The following is an 18,788-nucleotide window of genomic DNA, read 5'->3' on the forward strand; positions in this document are numbered from 1 at the left end:
CTTCTGCCGAGCCGTGGATTCCGCTTGGTAGGGCATCCGCAGCGCGATTCCGTCGACCTCGGCGAGCATTCGCTCGGTTTCGGGCGAGACGGACGCCCCGGTCAGCAGGTCGATGGTGAAGTTCGAGCCGGCTGCGCGGGCAGCGTGAATTCGGCCGACCAGTGCCGGGATGATCGCCTTCGGTGTGCCCGCACTGGCGAAGCCGCTGACCGCGACGGTGTCGCCGTGACCGATGACCTTCACCGCCTCTTCCGCCACGGTCACCTTCCGCCGGAATACCGAGTTTCGAATCCGGCTCGACTGCGACGCGGGGGCACTGATCTGGATGCTCACGGCGGCCAGTGTAGGAGCGCGGAATGTGATGCCGACACCCCCAAAAGGGGGATGTTCGCCAGGTCATAGGCTAGAACGCGCCGACGTCGTCGACGCTCGACCGTTCGTCGCAAGCGGCGTGCCGCTCGTCGGCCGTACCGGCTCGCCCGTCGAAACAGCACTCGAAGTCTCGCCGACGTGTGATCCTCGTCACTACCGCCTGGATGACCTATTGGATCCCGTTCATCGGCAACAGCGCCATGCCTGAGGTCCTCGACGGCACGGAGTCGTCCATCGGACGGAAGGACGACATCGCGGTCGGCGGAGTCACTCCTCGTGATGGTCCGGGTACGCCGTGACGGCGAGGAACCGGATGGGCAACCGCACGAGGTCGTTGGGACCGTGCAGGCCTTCGCCGTCGAGGAGCAGCGAGTCGCCCGGCCGCAGCGTGTACTCGGCCTCGCCGTGCCCGTAGACCATGACGCCCTCGAGCATGTAGAGCAGTTCGGTGCCCGCGTGCTGGAACAGCGGAAACGTCTCGCTGGCGTCGGTGAGCGTGACCAGCACCGGCTCGAGTCGCTTGTGCTGCCCGCGCAGGGCGCCGAGGAGTTCGTAGTGGTGCCCTACCCGGGTGCCGCGCCCGACGATGACCGCGCCGTGGCCCGCCTCGACGTAGACGGCGTCGCGGGCGGTGTCGGCACCCCGGAACAGGGAGGTCACCGGCACGTCGAGTCCGGCGGCGAGACGCGCCAGCGTCGACAGACTGCACGAGGTCTGCGAGTTCTCGATCTTCGACAGCATCGCCTTGGAGATCCCGACCTTGGCCGCCATGTCGCCGACGGACAGCCCGCTGGCCTTGCGGAGCGCCCGGACCTGCCGTGCGATCACCTTCTCCAGATCGGGCCCGGTCGGCGTATCGGACGGCACCTCCCGCTCGACGGGCGCGGGGTCTCCCGTGTCACGGTGAACCTCGGTCTCGGGTCGAGTCGTCACGTCCGCATCGTAACAGCGCTGTTTACTGTCAGGAAACCGCGACTCAGCGGCCCTCGGACGGCGAATCGGTGCGCATACGAGCAACAACCATGCGCGTGCGTGCAAGACGACGCCGCCCCCTCGCCCGCATGCTTGTGACAGCCATCACAACACCACCGGGAGAGTTGACGCCATGACCGCAGTACACGAGAACGTCAGTGCCACAGGGCTTCCTGATGGAACCGCCACGCAGCTGTTCATCGGCGGGCAGTGGCGTCCGGCGTCGGACGGCGGAACGTTCACGGACCTGAACCCGGCCACCGGCCGCCCCCTCGTCGACGTGGCCGCCGGAACCGGGCAGGACATCGACGACGCCGTCCGGGCCGCTCGCGCCCAGCTGAACGGTGAATGGGGATCACTGCCCGGCGCCGCCCGCGGACGGGTCCTCAACAAGGTCGCCGATCTCATCGAGCGCGACGCCGAGATCCTTGCCCGGCTCGAGGCCCTCGACGTCGGCAAGCCCGTCGGCCAGCCCACCATGCTCGACATCCCGATGGCGGCGGGCACGTTCCGGCACTTCGCCGGCTGGGCCGACAAGATCACCGGCCAGTCCATCCCGACCGCCGGCTACTTCGGCCAGCCCACCCACTCGTACACGGTCCGTGAACCGGTCGGCGTGATCGGCGCGATCGTCCCGTGGAACACCCCGCTGATGATCTCGGCATGGAAGATCGCCCCGGCGCTGGCCGCCGGGAACACCCTGGTGGTGAAGCCGCCGGAGGACGCACCGCTGTCGATCCTGCACCTCGCGACGTTGCTCGAGGAGGCCGGACTGCCCGCAGGCACCGTCAACATCGTGCCCGGCCTCGGGGAGATCGCCGGCGACGCACTCGCCGCCCACCCCGGCGTCGACAAGATCAGCTTCACCGGCAGCCCCCGCGTCGGCCGGATCATCGCCAAGCGCGCCGCGGACACGTTCAAGCGCACCACCCTCGAACTGGGCGGTAAGTCGCCGCAGATCATCCTCCCGGACGCCGACCTCGAGGCCGCCATCAACGGCACCGCGATGGGACTGTTCTTCAACCAGGGCGAGGTGTGCGCCGCGGGCACCCGCATCCTGGTGCACCGCTCGCTGTACTCGCAGGTCGTCGACGGTCTCGCCGCCGCCGCGTCCGCGCAGGTTCTCGGCGACCCGTTCGACCCGGCCACCACGATGGGCGCCCTGGTCAACGCGAAGCAGCGCGACACCGTCCTCGACTACATCGCGGCCGGACGCAGCGAGGGCGCCCGCGTCGCCGCCGGCGGTGGCCGTCCGGACGGGGACGGGTTCTTCGTCCAGCCGACCATCTTCGCGGACGCGAACAACGACATGAAGATCGCGCGGGAGGAGATCTTCGGACCCGTCGGCACCGTCATCGCGTTCGACACCACCGACGAGGCGATCGCAATCGCCAACGCCACCGACTACGGGCTCGCCGCCTCGATCTGGACGCGCGACGTGTCCCACGCCCACATCCTCGCCGGCAAGGTCCGGGCCGGAGCGGTGGCCGTGAACGGCTGGGCACCGATCGATCCCGCCCTCCCCTGGGGAGGCATGAAGACCAGCGGCACGGGACGCGAACTCGGCTGGGCCGGAATCGAAGCCAACACCGAGGAGAAGGTCGTCACCATCATTCTCTGATCCCGTACAGCATCGACGTCGTCGGACAGGAGCAGCAAACATGAAGACCCAGGCCGCAGTGTTGTGGGAACCCGGTCAGCCGTGGCAGATCGAAGAACTGGAACTCGACCCGCCGAAGCACGGGGAGGTGCTGCTGCAGTTGGCGGCGTCGGGGATGTGCCATTCGGACGAACATGTCCGGGACGGCAGCCTGCCGCTCGAGTACTACCCGTTCATCGGTGGGCACGAGGGCGCCGGTGTCGTGCTCGAGGCCGGACCGGGGGTCACCAGCGTCGAGAAGGGCGATCACGTCGCACTCGGATTCATCCCCGCGTGCGGGCGGTGCCGGCAGTGCGCGACCGGACAGTCCAGCATCTGCGACCTGGGTGCCCATCTGCTCGAAGGGTGGCAGATCTCGGACGGCACGGCGCGGCATCACGTTCGCGGCAAGGACGCTGCCATCCAGTGCCTGATCGGAACGTTTTCGCCGTACACGGTGGTCAACGAGGCGTCCTGCGTCAAGATCACGAAGGACATCCCGCTCGACAAGGCGGCGCTGGTCGGCTGCGGTGTCACGACCGGCTGGGGGTCGTCGGTGTACGCCGCCGGCGTCCAGGCCGGTGAGACCGTCGTGGTGATCGGCATGGGCGGCGTCGGGTGCGGGGCGGTTCAGGGCGCCGCGATCGCCGGTGCCCGGCACGTCGTGGTCGTCGACCCCTCGGAGTTCAAGCGGGAGCAGGCCAAGATCTTCGGCGCGACCCACACCGCGGCGAGCATCGACGAGGCACTCCCCCTCCTCCAGGACCTGACGTGGGGCCAGCTCGCAGACAAGGTGCTCATCACCGTCGCGAATGCGAGTGGCCGCATCATCGCTCCGGCGATGAGCCTGGTGGCGAAGGGTGGCACGTGCGTCCACGTGTCGGTCGGCGACGTCACCCAGAACGACGTCGATCTGAACCTGTTCGATCTGACGGCGATGCGCAAGACCCTCAAGGGCGCGTGGTTCGGGAACGCGAACATCCGGTTCGACATCCCGCACCTGCTCCGCCTGTACATGGAGGGTCAGCTGAAGCTGGACGAGATGATCACGAGGACATACACACTCGATCAGATCAACGACGGCTACGAGGCCATGCGGAAGGCCGAGAACGTCCGCGGCGTCATCATGTACTCGTAGGTGCTCGCACCGGGGGCGGTGGGGCGGCGTGCGCGCCGCCGCTCCCGGCGTGGTTCTCTGTCACGGACGCCCGATATGTCCGTTGATTCGTGATGGAGTGCCATGCCGTACGTGTTCCTGCTCGCCGCGATCGCCGCCGAGGTGTTCGGCACGAGCCTGCTGAAGTCCACCGAGGGTTTCACCCGGCTGTGGCCGACGGTCGGGTGCCTGGCCGGGTACGTCGTCGCGTTCCTGTTCCTGTCGCAGGCGGTCAAGACGGTGCCGGTCGGGATCGCCTACGCAATGTGGTCGGGGCTCGGGACGGCGGCGATCGTCGCGATCGGGGCCGCCTTCCTCGGTGAACCGCTGACCGCGACGAAGATCTTCGGACTGGGTCTCGTCGTCTCCGGAGTGGTCGTTCTCAATCTCGGCGGAGCTCATTGATACCGTGGTCGCATGATCGCTGGTGGGGCAGGAACACGTCGTGCCTAAGCTCGTGGATCACGACGAACGTCGGCGAAGCATCACCGCCGCCGCCTGGCGGCTGATCGCTGCCCGCGGTATCGAGGCCGCGAACATGCGCGACATCGCCACCGAGGCCGGGTACACCAACGGCGCGCTGAGCCACTACTTCGCCGGCAAGGACGAGATCCTCCGGACGTCGTACGAGCACATCTCCGAGGCCACCGATCGCCGGATCACCGAGGCGCTCGGCGACGCGACCGGCCTGGACGCCCTGCGCATCCTGTGCCGCGAGGTGATGCCGATCAACGAGGAGAAACTCCTCGAGGCCCGGATCGCCGCCTCCCTGTGGCCGCGGGCCATGTACGACGAGCAGATGGCCGCGACCAACCGGCGGACGATGGACCGCTGGCGTGAGCAGATGGCGATCTTCCTCGAACAGGCCCGCGAGGAGGGCACCGTCGGCGACATCGACGTCACCATCGTGGTCGAACAACTGCTCAACATGATGATGGGCATGCAGATTCTGGGTGTCCTCACGCCGGGCGAGACGTCGTCGGAGCGTCAGCTGGAGATGCTCGAGCGGTTCGTCACCACTCTCTGATTTTTCGTACGCTCGTCCAATTCCGTTGCTGCGGAGTCCGATAGCGCACCTTTGACCGGACGCCCAGTATGTCCGGATCCGAAATTCACTGTTTACACGAGGGCACCTCGGCTGTAACGTACGTCACTAAGCTTTTTATTCAACACCCGTAGAACCAAAGGATCGCGACATGCCCACCCTTTCCCCTGCGCGTATCGACCACCCGCTGTCGCTGCCGACCGTCGAAGAGATCGCATCGCTCCGCGAGATCCTCGAGGCCGCCGACGCGCTGACCGAGCAGACGCGATTCGTCTACGTCGGTCTCGAGGAACCGGACAAGTCGACGCTGTACCCGGCCGAGACGGGCGAGACCGATCGCCGATTCCGCGTTCTGCTGCACGACATCTCGTCCCCCAATGCCGTGGACGTCGTGGTGTCCGTGACCCAGCGGTCGGTCATCAGCTCGGTCACCCTCGACGCCACCCGCGACGGTCAGATGCCGGTCCTGGACGAGGAGTTCGAGCTCGTCGAGCAGGTTCTGTCCGCCGACGAACGCTGGCTCGCCGCACTGGCCGCCCGCGGACTCGACGTCGCCGACGTCCGGGTCGCTCCCCTCTCGGCCGGCGTCTTCGACTACCCCGGCGAGACCGGCAAGCGGATCCTCCGCGGGCTCGCGTTCCGCCAGGACCACCCGAAGGACCACGCCTGGGCCCACCCGATCGACGGGCTCGTCGGCTTCGTCGACGTCATGAACCGGACCGTCACCGACGTTCTCGACCTCGGCGCCGTCCCGATCCCCGAGGAGTCGGGCAACTTCGACGACCTCGCCGTCACCGGCCCGCTGCGCACCACTCAGAAGCCCATCGAGATCACCCAGCCCGAGGGCCCCAGCTTCGTCGTCGACGGCAACCGCGTCGACTGGGAGAAGTGGTCGTTCCGCGTCGGCTTCGACGCCCGCGAGGGACTGGTCCTCCATCAGCTCGGATTCGCCGACGGCGACCACATCCGCCCGATCATCCACCGCGCGTCCATCGCCGAGATGGTCGTGCCCTACGGCGACCCCTCACCGGTCCGGTCGTGGCAGAACTACTTCGACACCGGCGAGTACATGGTGGGCCGCTACGCGAACGCCCTCGAACTCGGCTGCGACTGCGTCGGCGACATCACCTACTTCGACGCCGTCATCGCCGACGAGTTCGGCAGTCCCAAGACGCTGAAGAACGCGGTGTGCATGCACGAGGAGGACTTCGGCGTGCTGTGGAAGCACACCGACCTGTGGGCCGGCTCGGCCGAGACGCGCCGCCAGCGCCGCCTGGTCGTCTCCTTCTTCACCACGATCGGCAACTACGACTACGGCTTCTTCTGGTACCTCTACCTCGACGGCACCATCGAGTTCGAGGTCAAGGCCACCGGCGTCGTCTTCACGTCGGGTCACCCGGGCGGCGACTACCCGTACGCCTCGGAGATCGCCCCCGGCCTCGGCGCCCCGTACCACCAGCACCTGTTCAGCGCCCGCCTCGACATGATGATCGACGGCGACCGCAACTCCGTCGAGGAGGTGCAGACCAAGCGGGTGAAGATGGGCCCCGGGAACGTGCACGGCAATGCGTTCACCCTCGAGCGCACACCCCTGACGAAGGAATCCGAGGCGCAGCGCCTCGCGGACAACAGCGTCGGACGGGTGTGGCACATCAGCAACCCGAACAAGCTGAACCGTCTGGGCAAGCCGGTGGCGTACGCGCTGCACCCGGAAGGGCAGCCGATCCTGCTGGCCGACGACGACTCGTCGATCGCGGCGCGGGCGACGTTCGCCACCAAGCACCTGTGGGTCACGCAGTTCGACGAGAAGGAACGTTACGCGGCAGGCGATTTCGTGAACCAGCACTCCGGTGGCGCCGGACTGCCCAGCTTCGTGGCCGGCGACCGCGATCTGGAGAACGAGGACCTCGTCGTGTGGCACACGTTCGGTCTCACCCACTTCCCGCGACCGGAGGACTGGCCGATCATGCCCGTCGACTACACCGGATTCACGTTGAAGCCCAACGGCTTCTTCGACCGCAACCCCTCCCTCGACGTGCCCCGCACGACGTCGAAGCACTGCTCGACCGGAGGCAGCAGCTGCCACTCGGACGGAGGCACTCATGTCTGACACCACCACGGGTTCCGGAGCCGGCAAGCTGCGCGGATCCATCGGCGTCGTCGGGATCGTCTTCCTCGTCATCGCCGCCGCCGCTCCCCTCACGGCGATCGGCGGCGCCCTGCCCGTCATGATCGCGATCGGCAACGGCGCGGGTGCCCCGACCGCCTATCTCATCGCCGCGCTGGTACTGCTCGTCTTCAGCGTCGGATACGCGGCGATGAGCAGCCACATGGTCGACACCGGCGCGTTCTACGCCTACGTCGCCAAGGGTCTCGGCGAATCCTGCGGGCTCGGGGCCGCCGGCCTCGCGTTGCTGACCTACACCGCCATCCAGGCCGCCGTGTACGGCCTGGCCGCCGCGACCATCCAGGGACTGGTGGTCCAGTACGGCGGACCCGACCTGCCCTGGTGGATGTGGGCGCTGGTCCTCATCGCGCTGGTGGCCGTGCTCGGATACCGCAGCATCGATCTGGGCGCCAAGGTGCTCGGTGTCCTCCTCGTCCTCGAGATCGGCATCATCCTGGCGCTGTCGTTCGGTGTCCTGGTGCGGGGCGGGGCCGCGGGTATCGACTTCGCGTCGTTCACCCCGACGTCGTTCTTCAGCGGATCCCCCGGTGTCGCATTGATGTTCGCGATCGCGTCGTTCATCGGCTTCGAGGCGACCGCGATCTACGGCGAGGAGGCCCGCAACCCCCGGCGCACGATCCCGATCGCGACGTACGCCGCCGTCATCGTCATCGGGCTGGTGTACGCCCTGGCCAGCTGGGCCGTGGTGCTCGCGTTCGGCAGCGACAACGTCTCCGCGGCCGCTGCCGCCGACCCTGCCGGGTTGACGTTCGCCGCGGCCGCGCAGTTCCTGGGCGGACCCGCCGCCGACGTCATGGCGATCATGCTCGTCACGAGCCTGTTCGCCGCGCTGCTCGCGTTCCACAACGCCATCTCCCGGTACGTGTTCGCCCTGGCCCGCAAGGGTGCGGCCCCGCGGGCACTGGCCCGCACCCACCCCAAGCACGGTTCCCCGCACGTCGGCTCGATCGCCCAGACGATCTCCGCGACCGTGGTCGTAGGGGTGTTCGCACTCGCCGGCGCAGACCCGGTGTTGCAACTGTTCACCTGGATGGCGGGTCTGGCCACCGTGAGCATCCTCGTGCTGATGGTGCTCACCAGCGTCGCGATCATCGCGTTCTTCGCCCGTACCCGGCTGGACACCCGGCTCTGGCACACCCGTATCGCCCCCGTGCTCGGATGTGTGGGCCTGGTGGCCGTCACCTGGTTGGTGCTCGACAACTTCACCACTCTGATCGGCGGGTCGGCACTGCTCGCGGACATCCTGCTCGCCGTCATCGCACTGTTCTTCGTCGCCGGACTGGTCGTCGCCCGGGTCACCCGGCAGAGCCGCGCCGACGTCGCGCAGCACCGCGAACTCACTCCCACGATCTGAGTCCGACGATGTTCGAGATCCCTGCCGTGCACGCGGCGATGTTCGTCGGAGCGGTCGGTGCCCTCGTCCCGATGTGGCGGGCACACGGAACCGACTGCCGGGTCCGGATCGCGCACGCCGCGATGGCGCTGTCCATGGTCGCGATGATGATCCCCGGTGTGCCGACAGGGATTCACCTGCTCGAGGGTGCCGTCCTCGTCGGCCTCGCCGTGTTCGTCACCGGCGAGAAGATGCACCGCCGGACCGCGGTTCCCTGCGCGGTCGACCTCACGGCCATGGGTGTGCTGCTGCTCCTGGCGCCGATGTCCGCTGCCACCCCGGCGGCGTCGGCGCCCGCACCCTCCGGCCACCACCACGGTGGCGCAGGAATCTCGACCGGCTGGCTTCCCCTCGTCGTGCTCGTGTGCTGGGCACTGTCGACCTTGTATCTCTACCGCTCCACCCCGCGCCGCGAGCGTTCCGGCGTCAAGACCGCGGCGTCGGGTTCCGCACTGATGATCCTGGGCATGGCTCCGATGGCCGTCTGACCGCCCTCCCACCGACAGCACCCTGGAGGAACCGATGAGTTACGCCGATGCCGTCTACACCCGCGGCAAGGTCTTCACCGTCGACGAGGACTTCACGATCGCCACCGCCCTCGCGGTCCGCGACGGACTCGTCCACGCGGTGGGCACCGACGCGGAGATCGAAGCCCTGATCGGACCGGACACCGTGGTCACGGATCTCGGTGGGAAGACGATCCTCCCCGGAATCAACGATTCACACCTGCACGCCATCGCCTACGGACTGGACACGCCGCCGTTGTCGCTCGACGTGTCGTTCCCGGCCGTCCGGTCGATCGCCGACGTCCGCGAACGCGTGCGGGAGGCCGCCTCGGCGGCCGAGGACGGCACCTGGATCATCGGAACGGGCTGGGACGACGGCTATCTCGACGAATGCCTCGCCGAGGACGGGCGGACGCCGACCCGCTGGGACCTCGACGACGTGTCCCCGAACAATCCCGTGTTCCTGCAGGACTTCTCCCGGCACACGTCGTGGGTGAACAGCGCGGCGCTCGCCCTCGCCGGGGTCGACGAGACGACCCCGCTACCGCCCGGCAGTCTCATGCCCACCGGCGAGGACGGCCTGCTGACCGGCATCGTCATGGAGGGAGCGCAGGCCCTCGTGCAGCGGGTTCTGCCGGCCCTTACCCGGGAGCGCCGGGAGGAAGCACTCCGCTCGGCGATCTCGATCCTGCAGAGCGAGGGGATCACCAGCTTCACCGACCCGGCGATCGGCCCCGGTGGCGAAGCCCTCGCCGGCGGCGCGATGGGCGCCGAGGGCCTGTCGGTGTACGCCGACCTCGCCCGCCGCGGAGAACTGGGCGCCCGCGTCAATCTTCTCCTCCTGCCCACCGGAATGTCCGGGTCCGCCGAGGATTTCGGGAAGAACCTCGCCGACATCGAGGTCCCGGACACGGTGGACCCGCGGATGTTCCAGGTTCTCGGGGTGAAGGTGTTCGCCGACGGCATCCCGCCGAGCAAGACCGCGTGGATGCACGAGGAGTACGTCGGCGGCGGCTGCGGTTCCCTGTGCGTCGGCGGCGACACCGACGAGCGGCAGGTGTACGAGGTGACCGAGATGGTCCGCATCGGCCACGAGGCCGGCTACCAGATCGGTGTGCACGTCACCGGCGACCGTGCCATCGACACCGTCGCCGAGGCGATCATCGCCGCACAGAACGCCCACCCCCGCGACGATGCCAGGCACTACCTGATCCACGGCGATTTCATCAGCGAAGCCACCCTGAAGCGGCTGGCCGAGAACGACATCGGCGTCAACATGAACCCGACGATCAAGTGGACCATCGCCGACCTCGAGGTCGGGGTGGTCGGGACCGAACGTGCCGCCTACGAATGGCCGTACCGCAGCGCCGTCGAATCCGGGGTGCACCTGATGAGCAGTTCCGATGCACCGGTCACACCGCCCGACTGGCGACAGGGCATCTCGACGATGATCCTGCGGGAGAGCAAGGCCAGCGGCGCGGTGAGCGGACCCGACCAGACCATCGGGCTCGCCGACGCCGTCCGGACCTACACGATCAACGCGGCCTGGCAGGACTTCGCCGAGGACTGGAAGGGGTCACTCGAGGCCGGCAAGGTGGCCGACCTGTGCATCCTCGACGGCGACCTCGAGACCATCGACCCGCACGACATCCCCGCGATGCAGGTCGTCACCACCGTGCTGGGCGGGAAGGTCGTGTTCGAGCGCGTCACGGAGAGTGTCGTGTAGGCCGGACACCGACGAAATCCGAACGGCCGGTTCACCACTTCTGCGGTGAACCGGCCGTTCGGCGTCCGGCATGTCACTGCGTCCAGGCGGCCTCCGCGATCCAGTACTCGCTTCCGTCGGCGCTGATTCCGCGTTGCCAATCGGTGGTCCGCCGTAGGTTCGGCTCGACGCGCGCGGTGGCCACGTCGGCGCCGTCCGGTCCGTCCTCCCGCACCTGCCAGTGCACCCAGTTCACTTCGTTGCCGTGCTCGTCGTGCACGAACAGGTCGACGTGATGCCAGCCGTAGCGGTGGGTGTCGGCGTAACAGGTCAGGAATGTGCGATGGTGATGCGAATAGTCCACGAGGTACCTCCGGGGCCGCGGTGGTTTTCCCATAACGCTAGAACCGGATCGTGCTCAACGGAATCCAAGAAACCTTTACCCCTGTGCATTTGGTCGCTCAGCGGTTGGGTCGACCGGCAGCGTGAACGTGAAGACCGCCCCGTGCGGATCGTTCTCGCGCGCGGTGATCGTCCCGCCCTGGCGGGTGATGATGCGGTGGCTCAGCGCAAGTCCGATGCCGTGGCCCGTGGACTTCGACGTGAACGCGCCGTCGAAGATTCGGCCGTCCGGGACGTGCGCGAGACCCTTGCCGTGGTCCTCGACGCTCACGACGCCCTCCGTCGCGGTGGCCTCGGTGCGGACCGTCACGATGCGGTCGGCCGCCGGCCACTCCGCCATCTCGTCGATCGCGTTGAAACACAGGTTGAGGATGACCTGCCCGGTGAGCACCCGCTCGCACACGACGGCGACCGGTCCGGGCGCGCGGAGGTACTCGACGTGAACGCCCTTCTGCCGCGCGCGGATGTCGACGAAATACGCGCACTCGTCCACGATGTCGTTGAGGTCGACGATCTGCTGGGACTCCTCGAGTTGCGTCACGTATTCGCGCAGGCTCCGGACGATCTGATTGGCCCGGTCGATCTGCTTGCGCGCCTCTCCGAGGCCCCAGCTCACCTCGTCGCGACTGCTCTGCCCGTCACCGAGCCGGCTCTGCGTTCCGGCGATGAAATTGGTGGCGGCCGCGAGCGGCTGGGCCAACTCGTGTGCGATGGCCATGGCCATGTCGCCCATCGCGTTGTAACGGGCCAGGTAGTTGAGGTACTGCGAGTCCCGCTCGTGCTCCTGCTCGGTGCGGACGTGCTCGGTGACGTCGTGGAAGAGCAGCAGGTGCCCGCTCAGATCATTCTCGATCGCAATGTGCTGGCAGCTTCCCGCGTGCCAGCGGCGCTCCTCGGCTGTCAGTTCCACCTCGTAGCGCAGGCTCTGGGAACCCCCGTCGGCGGTCGTGAGATACAGGGCCCGGCGCACGCTCTCTCGTGACTGCCCCGCCCGGCAGAACTCCGTGAAACGTTCGCCGACAAGCGATGCCACCGGGACCTTCAGGAGTTCCGAGGCCGCCTCGCTCGCATACGTGATGCGGCTGTCGTCGTCGAGGACCAGGATGCCTTCGGCCATGTTCCGCAGGAACGCGGCCAGGCGGGCCTCGGTGCGGCTGAGGTCGGCCTCGGTGCGCGTGAGGTCGCGACGCATCGACGTTTCCTGCTCGATGTCGCGGAACTGCACCATCACCACGGTCCGGGCGCTCAACTCGACCCGGATCGCGATCGCCTCCGTCAGGACTTCCCGCCCGCTCTTCGCGCGATACGCCCATTCGGTGACCGCCGCCCCGTTGTCGACGGCCTCCTGCAACCACCGCCGTCCCACCGACCGGCGGTAGCGCTTCGCCGGGGAACTCATGTCGGGGGCCTTGAGCGGTTTGAGTTCCTCGACCGTGAACTCGAGCAGTTCCGACGCGGCCCTGTTGGCCCAGAGGATGTCCTTGGTCGCCGCATCGTGGACCAGGACGCAGTAGCGGAGCGACTCGACGAGTTGTTCGTAGTCGGACGGCGCGAGATCGGACAATGCGGCCTCCTTGGGCTCAGGTCGAGTCTACTGAGAGTGCAGACCGCGGACACGATAGGGAAATCCTTTACTCCGAGGCGACATCTCTGCATGTCTGCGGGAGGAAGCACCGATTGAGTGATGCCCGCCACCGCAATAGCGTCGAACTCGACACGAAACACGCCACACCCCTTCTACTTCGCGTCGATCGGAGTATTTGATGACCACCACCGCACCGACCCTCGACACGACGGACACCGCCGCGAACGGGACGCTGTCGTTCGAGGACGTCCTCGAGCACGTCGCCCTGCGGCGGGAAGAGTTCGCACGCCAGAAGTTCGTGCCGCGCGACATGATCGACGAGTTCAAGCAGGTCGGCATCTACCGCGCCGCGACCCCCCGGCAATTCGGCGGCGACGCACTGCCCCCGAGCGAGTTCCTGCGGATGATCGAACGAATCTCCGCGGTGGACGCGTCGGCGGGCTGGGTCGCGAGTTTCGGCTCCGCCCTCGTCTACTTGGCGGCGCTGCCCCTCGCGACGCAGGCCGAGTTGTACAAGGACAGCCCCGACCTCGTCTTCGCCGGCGGTCTGTTCCCGGTGCAACCCGCCGAACAGGTGCCGGGCGGCCTGAAGATCAGCGGGCAGTGGAAGTTCGCCAGCGGATGCAAGGGCGCCGACATCCTCGGTGTGGGCATCCGGGGCGGCGACTCCACCGCGGGCAAGCCCCGCACCGCCCTGCTGTGGCCGAAGGACGTCGAGATCGTCGAGAACTGGGACGTGGTCGGCCTCTCCGGTACCGGAAGCCACGAACTGAAGGTCGACGGCGTCGTCGTGCCCGAGGACTGGACGTTCATCCGGGGCGGAACCCCCACCGTCGACGAACCCCTCTACCGCTATCCCTCCATCGCATACGCCGCCCAGGTGCTGGCCGTCGTCAATCTCGGAGTGGGACGTGCCGCGCTCGACTACGCGATCAAGGTCGGTGCGGGACGCACCGGCATCACCGGGGCGCCCAAGCTCGCCGACCGCGCCTACTACCGCATCGACCTGGCCAAGGCGGAGGCGACGCTGCGGTCCGCCCGCGCCTTCTTCTACGAGGTCACGGACGAGGCGTACGCCACGGTGGTCGCGGGCGATCCCGTCCCGGAAAAGCTTGCGGCACTTCTCCGCCTGTCCTCGACCCACGTCGCCAAGGCGGGAGCGTCCGCCGTGCACACCGCATTCCAGTTGTCGGGCACCGGCGCGATCTACGACGGCAACGCGATGCAGCGGTACATGCGCGAGGCACTGGTCCCGCCGCAGCACGCCTTCCTCGGCGACGGCATCTACGACAGCGCCGGTGCGGTGCTCATGGACATCCCGCCGTTCCCCGGCTTCATCTGAGCACCGGACGCACCCCGACCACCACCGACCCTTCAGGAGTACAACCATGACCGCACCACTGAGAGTGCTGTTCTGCATCGGCATCAACCAGAACTTCTTCGACCTCCCGACCGGCCAGGGCGGCCTGGTGTGGAAGGCGTTCTCCGGGATGATGGACGCGCTGGCCGAGACGCCCGGCGTCCGGGTGATCGGAGACATCGACGACGACAGCCACATGGTGGGACCGTCGGACGGCTGGCCGTGGACGTGCTACATCCTCGCCGACGTCGACACCCAGGAGACCGTGAAGGACGTCTGCAACCTCTTCCGCACCACCACGGTCGGCGAGTACACGCTGTGGCGATACGCGAAGATCGAGGCCCGCATCGGCCGCGCGCTCACCGTCCGCGAAGACGTCGACCTCGGCGTGTGAGCGACATGCACCGTGCGGACGCGACCGAGCGCATCGAGACGCGTGAGGCCGTTCACCGGGTGATGTGCCGCTACATGGAACTGTGTGACGTTCCGTCCGTGCAGTTCTCGGCCGAAGAACTCGGCTCCCTCTTCACCGCCGACGCGGTGTGGGAAGGCGTCGGCAGCGACTACGCGCACAAGTTCGGCAAGCGGCAGGGCCGCCGGGAGATCGTCGGAATGCTCACCGCGTACCTGCCACCGAACTCCCATTTCCGGGGAAATGCGCACCTGCTCGGCAACGAGCAGATCGACGTGGACGGACCCACCGCGCAGGGGCGGTGGGTCATGCAACAGCTGTCGCGGTACGAGGACGAATCGGCCGAACTGCTCGTCGCCCGCATCACCGCCGAGTGCGAAGTCCGGGACGGCACAGCCCGGATCCGCCACTTCACGACCGAGAAGCTGTTCGCCACCCGCCTCGACGAGGCACCGCGACTGCTCGAATCGAATTGAAAGAGAATGTGATGACCACTTCGCTGGATCCCACAGACGCCGGTTTCACCGCAACCAACTTCGCGGACCTCGCCACCGACGACCGCGTGGACGGATCGCTGTACACCGACCCCGACATGTTCGAGGCCGAACTCGAGCGGATCTTCTACCGCACCTGGGTGTGGGTCGCCCACGAGAGCGAGATCCCCGAGGCCGGAAGCTTCAAGATGGCGACCATCGGCAGGCAGCCGGTGATCGTCAACCGCGACCGCAAGGGCAACTTCAACGTCCTGCTCAACCGGTGCCGCCACCGCGGGGCCAGCGTCTGCGAGGTCCCCAAGGGCAAGGCAAACGGGTTCACCTGCCCCTATCACAGCTGGTCGTACGCCCTCGACGGGCGGCTGCGCGGAATCCCCTACCCCGACGGCTACGACGAGGACCTCGACAAGAAGGATCTCCCGCTGCAGAGCCTGCGGGTGGAGTCGTACGCGGGCATGATCTTCGCCAGCTTCAACCCCGACATCGAACCCCTCGACGACTTCCTCGGCGACGCGAAGGTGTGGATCGACCTGTTCATGAAGCAGGGTGCCGGCTACCCGATCAAGACCCAGGGCGAGCACTGCTTCCGGTTCCGCGGCAACTGGAAGATCCAGTTGGAGAACACCACCGACGGCTACCACTTCCCGATCGTGCACCGATCGTGGATGTCGTCCGTGGACGCCGAAACCGCCGACATGCTCTCCTTCATGACCGACGACAACGCCGTCACGCACGCGCTCGGCAACGGTCACAGCGTCGCCATCATGGTCCCCGAACATGTCGACCTGGACCACGACGACGGCACCGAGAAGATTCAGGCCCGCTTCGACCACATCGTCGAGGAACTGTCGAAGACGATGCCCGCCGACCAGGTGCGCCGCATCGTCCGGTCCATGCACGGCGCCGGGTTCAACCTCAACCTCTTCCCCAACGTCGCGATGTCGATGTCGTTCTTCCGGGTACTGCGCCCGATCGCGGTCGACGAGACCGAGATCCGGCACATCGCCCTCGGCATGGACGGCGGACCCGAGATCGTCAACCGCGAACGTCTCCGCATCCACGAACATTTCCAGGGCCCGTTCGGATTCGGCAGCCCCGACGACTCCGAGGCCTGGGACCGGGTGCAGCGCGGCTCCCGCGGCGCACCCGGAATGCCGATCATGGTCAACCGCGGCCTGAACCGCGAAGCACTCGACAGCGACGGGCACCGCACCTCGCACGTCACCGACGAAACCGGAATGCGCGAGGCCTACGCAATGTGGAAGAAGATGATGACCGATGAGCACTGACCTCCTGACGATCGCACTGTCCGACACCCGGGTACTGCAGGCGATCGAACTCGTCTGGCACGAAGCGGCCCTGCTCGACGCCAAGGACTACCAGACCTGGGACGCCCTGTGGACCGACGAAGGCCGGTACGTCATTCCCATCGACCCCGACACCGACGACTTCGACGGATCGCTGAACATGGTCAACGACGACACCCGGATGCGGCGCATGCGGATCGAACGGTTGACCTCGGGGTACTCGATGTCCGCGCTCGCCGCGGCCCGCACCGTTCGCACCGTCTCCCGCTTCACCGTCGAGGACCGCACCGAGGACTCGATCACGCTGAAGTCCGCGCAGATCCTCGTGGGCTTCAAACGCGACGACCAGCAAACCCTCGCCGCCGACGTCACGCATCGCATCCGCGAAACCGAGGCCGGGCCGAGGCTGGACCTGAAGGTCATCCGGCTCGTCAACTCGCAGGCCGCGGTCAACGCCTCCGGCTACCTCCTCTGACCTTCCCATCCAGAAATAGGAGTTCGACATGGATCACGTCGCAGTAGTCACGGGCGCCGGACGCGGACTCGGCGCCGCCATCGCCCGAGTGTTGCACGACCGCGGATATCGCGTACTGGTCGCAGACATCGACGAGGCCGCCGCGAAAGAGACTGCGGTGAACCTGGATTCCTCCGGGAACACCGCCGTCGCCGCGGTCCTCGACGTCCGGAAGAAGCCCGACTTCGAGTCCCTGCGCGACCGGGTCGTCGACCTCTGGGGTGGGGCGGACGTTCTCGTCAACAATGCCGGCCGTTCCCAGACCGGCTCGTTGATGAACATTGCGCCGGAGGAGTTCTCGGACATCGTCGAGATCAACCTCAACGGCGCGTTCCTCGGCTGCCAGGTGTTCGGGAGTCACTTCGCCGAACGCGGCTACGGCCGCATCGTCAACATCGCCTCGCTCGCCGGCCAGAACGGCGGCACGGCGACCGGGGCCCACTACGCGGCCGCGAAGGGCGGTGTCGGAACGCTGACCAAGGTCTTCGCCCGGGAACTCGCACCGTCGGGTGTCACCGTCAACGCGGTGTCGCCCGGACCGCTGGACCTGCCGGTGGTGCGCGAGACGGTGCCCGCGGACAAACTGGCGGCCATTCTCACCACCATCCCGGTGGGCACACTGGGGTCGCCCGAATTCATCGCCGAGACGGTGGCCCTCCTCGCATCTCCGGCCGCCGCGTCGGTGACCGGAGCCTGCTGGGACGTCAACGGCGGCCTGTACATGCGCTGACCCCCGCTCGAGGGCGACGGGTCGCAGCACCGGAGGAAGAATCACCATGAGCATGTTCACTGTCACTGTCGCGGAAGTCGTCGAGGAAACGCCGGACATCAAGTCGTTCCGGCTGGTCCGGGCGGATGGTGCACCGTTCGATCCGTACCCTGCGGGCGCCCACATCGACATTCTCGGACCCACCGAGGTCCTCACCCAGTACTCGTTGTGCAGCCCGCCGCACGAGTCCGACTCGTATGTCGTCGCCGTCAAACGCGAGACCGGCCCGCGCGGTGGCTCGGCCGCCCTGCACGATCACGTGACGACCGGCAGCGAGTTGCGGATCAGCGGGCCGCGGACACTGCTCACGCTTGCCGAGGACGCCGATCGGCACATCCTCGTTGCGGCGGGGATCGGGCTGACGCCGATGCTGAGTCTGGCGTTCGCGTTGCATCGGCAGGGGCAGCGATTCGACCTGCACTACTTCGCGCGGACGAGGGCGCAGGCCGCGTTCGTCGACCTGTTGGAGAATTCGGATTTCCGGCAGGACGTGCACCAGCACTTCGGCCTCACGCGGGACGCCCAGTTCTCGGCGCTCGAGAAGATCCTGGCGGACGCGTCCGCCGCCACCCACGTCTACACGTGCGGTCCCGAAGGTTTCATGGATCGGGTGCGCCTGCTGGCCGAACCGGCGGTCGGCGAGGATGCGGTCCACGTCGAACACTTCGAGGCGGCGACGCCTGCCGCGACCGAATCGGACACGGCGTTCGAGGTGGAACTCGACACGGGCGAAGTGTTCGACGTACCGGCCGGAAAATCCATCGCCGACGTACTCGAAGAGAACGACATCGAGATCGACACCTCGTGCCGGGAAGGGATCTGCGGCACGTGCGTCCTGGACGTCCTCGAGGGCGAACCCGACCACCGCGACAATTGCCTCACCAAGAGTGAGAGAAAGGCGGGAGACAGAATTGCCGCGTGCGTGTCGCGCGCGAAATCCGCGCGACTCGTCGTCGAGCTTCCCTGAAC

General features: G+C 67.4%; 18 protein-coding genes and 1 pseudogene. 15 read left to right on the top strand and 4 right to left on the bottom strand.

All coding sequences use genetic code 11. From position 1 onward, the window contains the following. Positions 1-333: pseudogene (locus CA951_RS27380) on the bottom strand (hypothetical protein); the annotation flags it as partial. A 306-nt stretch (positions 334-639) separates the two neighbouring features. Beyond that, a complete protein-coding gene (locus CA951_RS27385; protein ID WP_012689757.1) occupies positions 640-1,305 on the bottom strand; it encodes an XRE family transcriptional regulator in 666 nt (221 codons plus the stop codon). Between the two features lie 172 nt (positions 1,306-1,477). Here CA951_RS27385 and styD point away from each other — a divergent pair, with 172 nt between their 5' ends. The 8 genes from styD (at position 1,478) to CA951_RS27425 (ending at position 10,997) form a co-directional block, all read left to right on the top strand. Further along, on the top strand, positions 1,478-2,965 hold the full coding sequence (gene styD / locus CA951_RS27390; protein ID WP_087559830.1) for a phenylacetaldehyde dehydrogenase StyD: 1,488 nt from the start codon (positions 1,478-1,480) through the stop codon (positions 2,963-2,965). A 40-nt stretch (positions 2,966-3,005) separates the two neighbouring features. Further along, positions 3,006-4,121, top strand: coding sequence for an NDMA-dependent alcohol dehydrogenase (locus CA951_RS27395; RefSeq protein ID WP_087559831.1), 1,116 nt, complete (start codon positions 3,006-3,008; stop codon positions 4,119-4,121). Positions 4,122-4,223: 102 nt separating this feature from the next. Next, positions 4,224-4,544 carry a multidrug efflux SMR transporter gene (locus CA951_RS27400; protein WP_072937012.1) on the top strand — a complete coding sequence of 107 codons (321 nt, stop codon included), beginning with the start codon at positions 4,224-4,226 and terminating at the stop codon, positions 4,542-4,544. Between the two features lie 52 nt (positions 4,545-4,596). Then, positions 4,597-5,166, top strand: a complete 570-nt coding sequence (locus tag CA951_RS27405; protein WP_087559832.1) for a TetR/AcrR family transcriptional regulator — start codon at positions 4,597-4,599, stop codon at positions 5,164-5,166. Between the two features lie 169 nt (positions 5,167-5,335). Further along, positions 5,336-7,294, top strand: coding sequence for a primary-amine oxidase (locus CA951_RS27410; RefSeq protein ID WP_087559833.1), 1,959 nt, complete (start codon positions 5,336-5,338; stop codon positions 7,292-7,294). Continuing rightward, positions 7,287-8,726 carry an APC family permease gene (locus tag CA951_RS27415; protein ID WP_087559834.1) on the top strand — a complete coding sequence of 480 codons (1,440 nt, stop codon included), beginning with the start codon at positions 7,287-7,289 and terminating at the stop codon, positions 8,724-8,726. Before CA951_RS27410 ends, CA951_RS27415 begins: the two co-directional genes overlap by 8 nt. 8 nt (positions 8,727-8,734) lie before the next feature. Beyond that, positions 8,735-9,253, top strand: coding sequence for a DUF5134 domain-containing protein (locus CA951_RS27420; RefSeq protein ID WP_087559835.1), 519 nt, complete (start codon positions 8,735-8,737; stop codon positions 9,251-9,253). Between the two features lie 34 nt (positions 9,254-9,287). Beyond that, positions 9,288-10,997, top strand: coding sequence for an amidohydrolase (locus CA951_RS27425; protein WP_087559836.1), 1,710 nt, complete (start codon positions 9,288-9,290; stop codon positions 10,995-10,997). Positions 10,998-11,070: 73 nt separating this feature from the next. On the opposite strand, the gene CA951_RS27430 is transcribed toward CA951_RS27425, so the two are convergent. Both CA951_RS27430 and CA951_RS27435 read right to left on the bottom strand, forming a co-directional pair. Then, on the bottom strand, positions 11,071-11,340 hold the full coding sequence (locus CA951_RS27430) for a hypothetical protein (protein WP_087559837.1): 270 nt from the start codon (positions 11,338-11,340) through the stop codon (positions 11,071-11,073). Between the two features lie 75 nt (positions 11,341-11,415). Next, the gene (locus tag CA951_RS27435) at positions 11,416-12,942 is read right to left on the bottom strand and encodes a PAS domain-containing sensor histidine kinase (protein ID WP_087559838.1); all 1,527 of its coding nucleotides are present in this window, start codon (positions 12,940-12,942) and stop codon (positions 11,416-11,418) included. Positions 12,943-13,141: 199 nt separating this feature from the next. Here CA951_RS27435 and CA951_RS27440 point away from each other — a divergent pair, with 199 nt between their 5' ends. The 7 genes from CA951_RS27440 to CA951_RS27470 are packed head-to-tail and all read left to right on the top strand — an operon-like array spanning position 13,142 to position 18,786. Continuing rightward, positions 13,142-14,305 (top strand): acyl-CoA dehydrogenase family protein, encoded by a 1,164-nt coding sequence (locus tag CA951_RS27440; protein WP_087559839.1) that lies wholly within the window; start codon positions 13,142-13,144, stop codon positions 14,303-14,305. 46 nt (positions 14,306-14,351) lie between these two features. Next, positions 14,352-14,717 (top strand): hypothetical protein, encoded by a 366-nt coding sequence (locus tag CA951_RS27445; RefSeq protein ID WP_087559840.1) that lies wholly within the window; start codon positions 14,352-14,354, stop codon positions 14,715-14,717. 5 nt (positions 14,718-14,722) lie between these two features. Beyond that, a complete protein-coding gene (locus CA951_RS27450) occupies positions 14,723-15,211 on the top strand; it encodes a nuclear transport factor 2 family protein (RefSeq protein WP_087559964.1) in 489 nt (162 codons plus the stop codon). Between the two features lie 11 nt (positions 15,212-15,222). Further along, on the top strand, positions 15,223-16,518 hold the full coding sequence (locus tag CA951_RS27455; protein ID WP_087559841.1) for a Rieske 2Fe-2S domain-containing protein: 1,296 nt from the start codon (positions 15,223-15,225) through the stop codon (positions 16,516-16,518). Continuing rightward, positions 16,508-17,011, top strand: a complete 504-nt coding sequence (locus CA951_RS27460) for an aromatic-ring-hydroxylating dioxygenase subunit beta (protein WP_087559842.1) — start codon at positions 16,508-16,510, stop codon at positions 17,009-17,011. The genes CA951_RS27455 and CA951_RS27460 overlap by 11 nt, the downstream gene beginning before the upstream one ends. Before the next feature lie 28 nt (positions 17,012-17,039). Beyond that, entirely contained in the window at positions 17,040-17,780 is a 741-nt protein-coding gene (locus CA951_RS27465; RefSeq protein ID WP_087559843.1) for an SDR family NAD(P)-dependent oxidoreductase, read from the top strand. A 46-nt stretch (positions 17,781-17,826) separates the two neighbouring features. Continuing rightward, positions 17,827-18,786, top strand: a complete 960-nt coding sequence (locus tag CA951_RS27470; RefSeq protein WP_087559844.1) for a PDR/VanB family oxidoreductase — start codon at positions 17,827-17,829, stop codon at positions 18,784-18,786. The last annotated feature ends 2 nt before the right edge of the window (positions 18,787-18,788 follow it).

This window comes from Rhodococcus sp. NCIMB 12038 (assembly GCF_002165735.1).
Lineage (GTDB): Bacteria > Actinomycetota > Actinomycetes > Mycobacteriales > Mycobacteriaceae > Rhodococcus_F.

Coding starts and splice junctions, on each gene's coding strand:
- styD (WP_087559830.1), top strand. CDS start 1,478: ATGACCGCAGTACACGAGAACGTCAGTGCCACAGGGCTTCCTGATGGA.
- CA951_RS27395 (WP_087559831.1), top strand. CDS start 3,006: ATGAAGACCCAGGCCGCAGTGTTGTGGGAACCCGGTCAGCCGTGGCAG.
- CA951_RS27400 (WP_072937012.1), top strand. CDS start 4,224: ATGCCGTACGTGTTCCTGCTCGCCGCGATCGCCGCCGAGGTGTTCGGC.
- CA951_RS27410 (WP_087559833.1), top strand. CDS start 5,336: ATGCCCACCCTTTCCCCTGCGCGTATCGACCACCCGCTGTCGCTGCCG.
- CA951_RS27415 (WP_087559834.1), top strand. CDS start 7,287: ATGTCTGACACCACCACGGGTTCCGGAGCCGGCAAGCTGCGCGGATCC.
- CA951_RS27420 (WP_087559835.1), top strand. CDS start 8,735: ATGTTCGAGATCCCTGCCGTGCACGCGGCGATGTTCGTCGGAGCGGTC.
- CA951_RS27425 (WP_087559836.1), top strand. CDS start 9,288: ATGAGTTACGCCGATGCCGTCTACACCCGCGGCAAGGTCTTCACCGTC.
- CA951_RS27440 (WP_087559839.1), top strand. CDS start 13,142: ATGACCACCACCGCACCGACCCTCGACACGACGGACACCGCCGCGAAC.
- CA951_RS27445 (WP_087559840.1), top strand. CDS start 14,352: ATGACCGCACCACTGAGAGTGCTGTTCTGCATCGGCATCAACCAGAAC.
- CA951_RS27450 (WP_087559964.1), top strand. CDS start 14,723: ATGCACCGTGCGGACGCGACCGAGCGCATCGAGACGCGTGAGGCCGTT.
- CA951_RS27455 (WP_087559841.1), top strand. CDS start 15,223: ATGACCACTTCGCTGGATCCCACAGACGCCGGTTTCACCGCAACCAAC.
- CA951_RS27460 (WP_087559842.1), top strand. CDS start 16,508: ATGAGCACTGACCTCCTGACGATCGCACTGTCCGACACCCGGGTACTG.
- CA951_RS27465 (WP_087559843.1), top strand. CDS start 17,040: ATGGATCACGTCGCAGTAGTCACGGGCGCCGGACGCGGACTCGGCGCC.
- CA951_RS27470 (WP_087559844.1), top strand. CDS start 17,827: ATGAGCATGTTCACTGTCACTGTCGCGGAAGTCGTCGAGGAAACGCCG.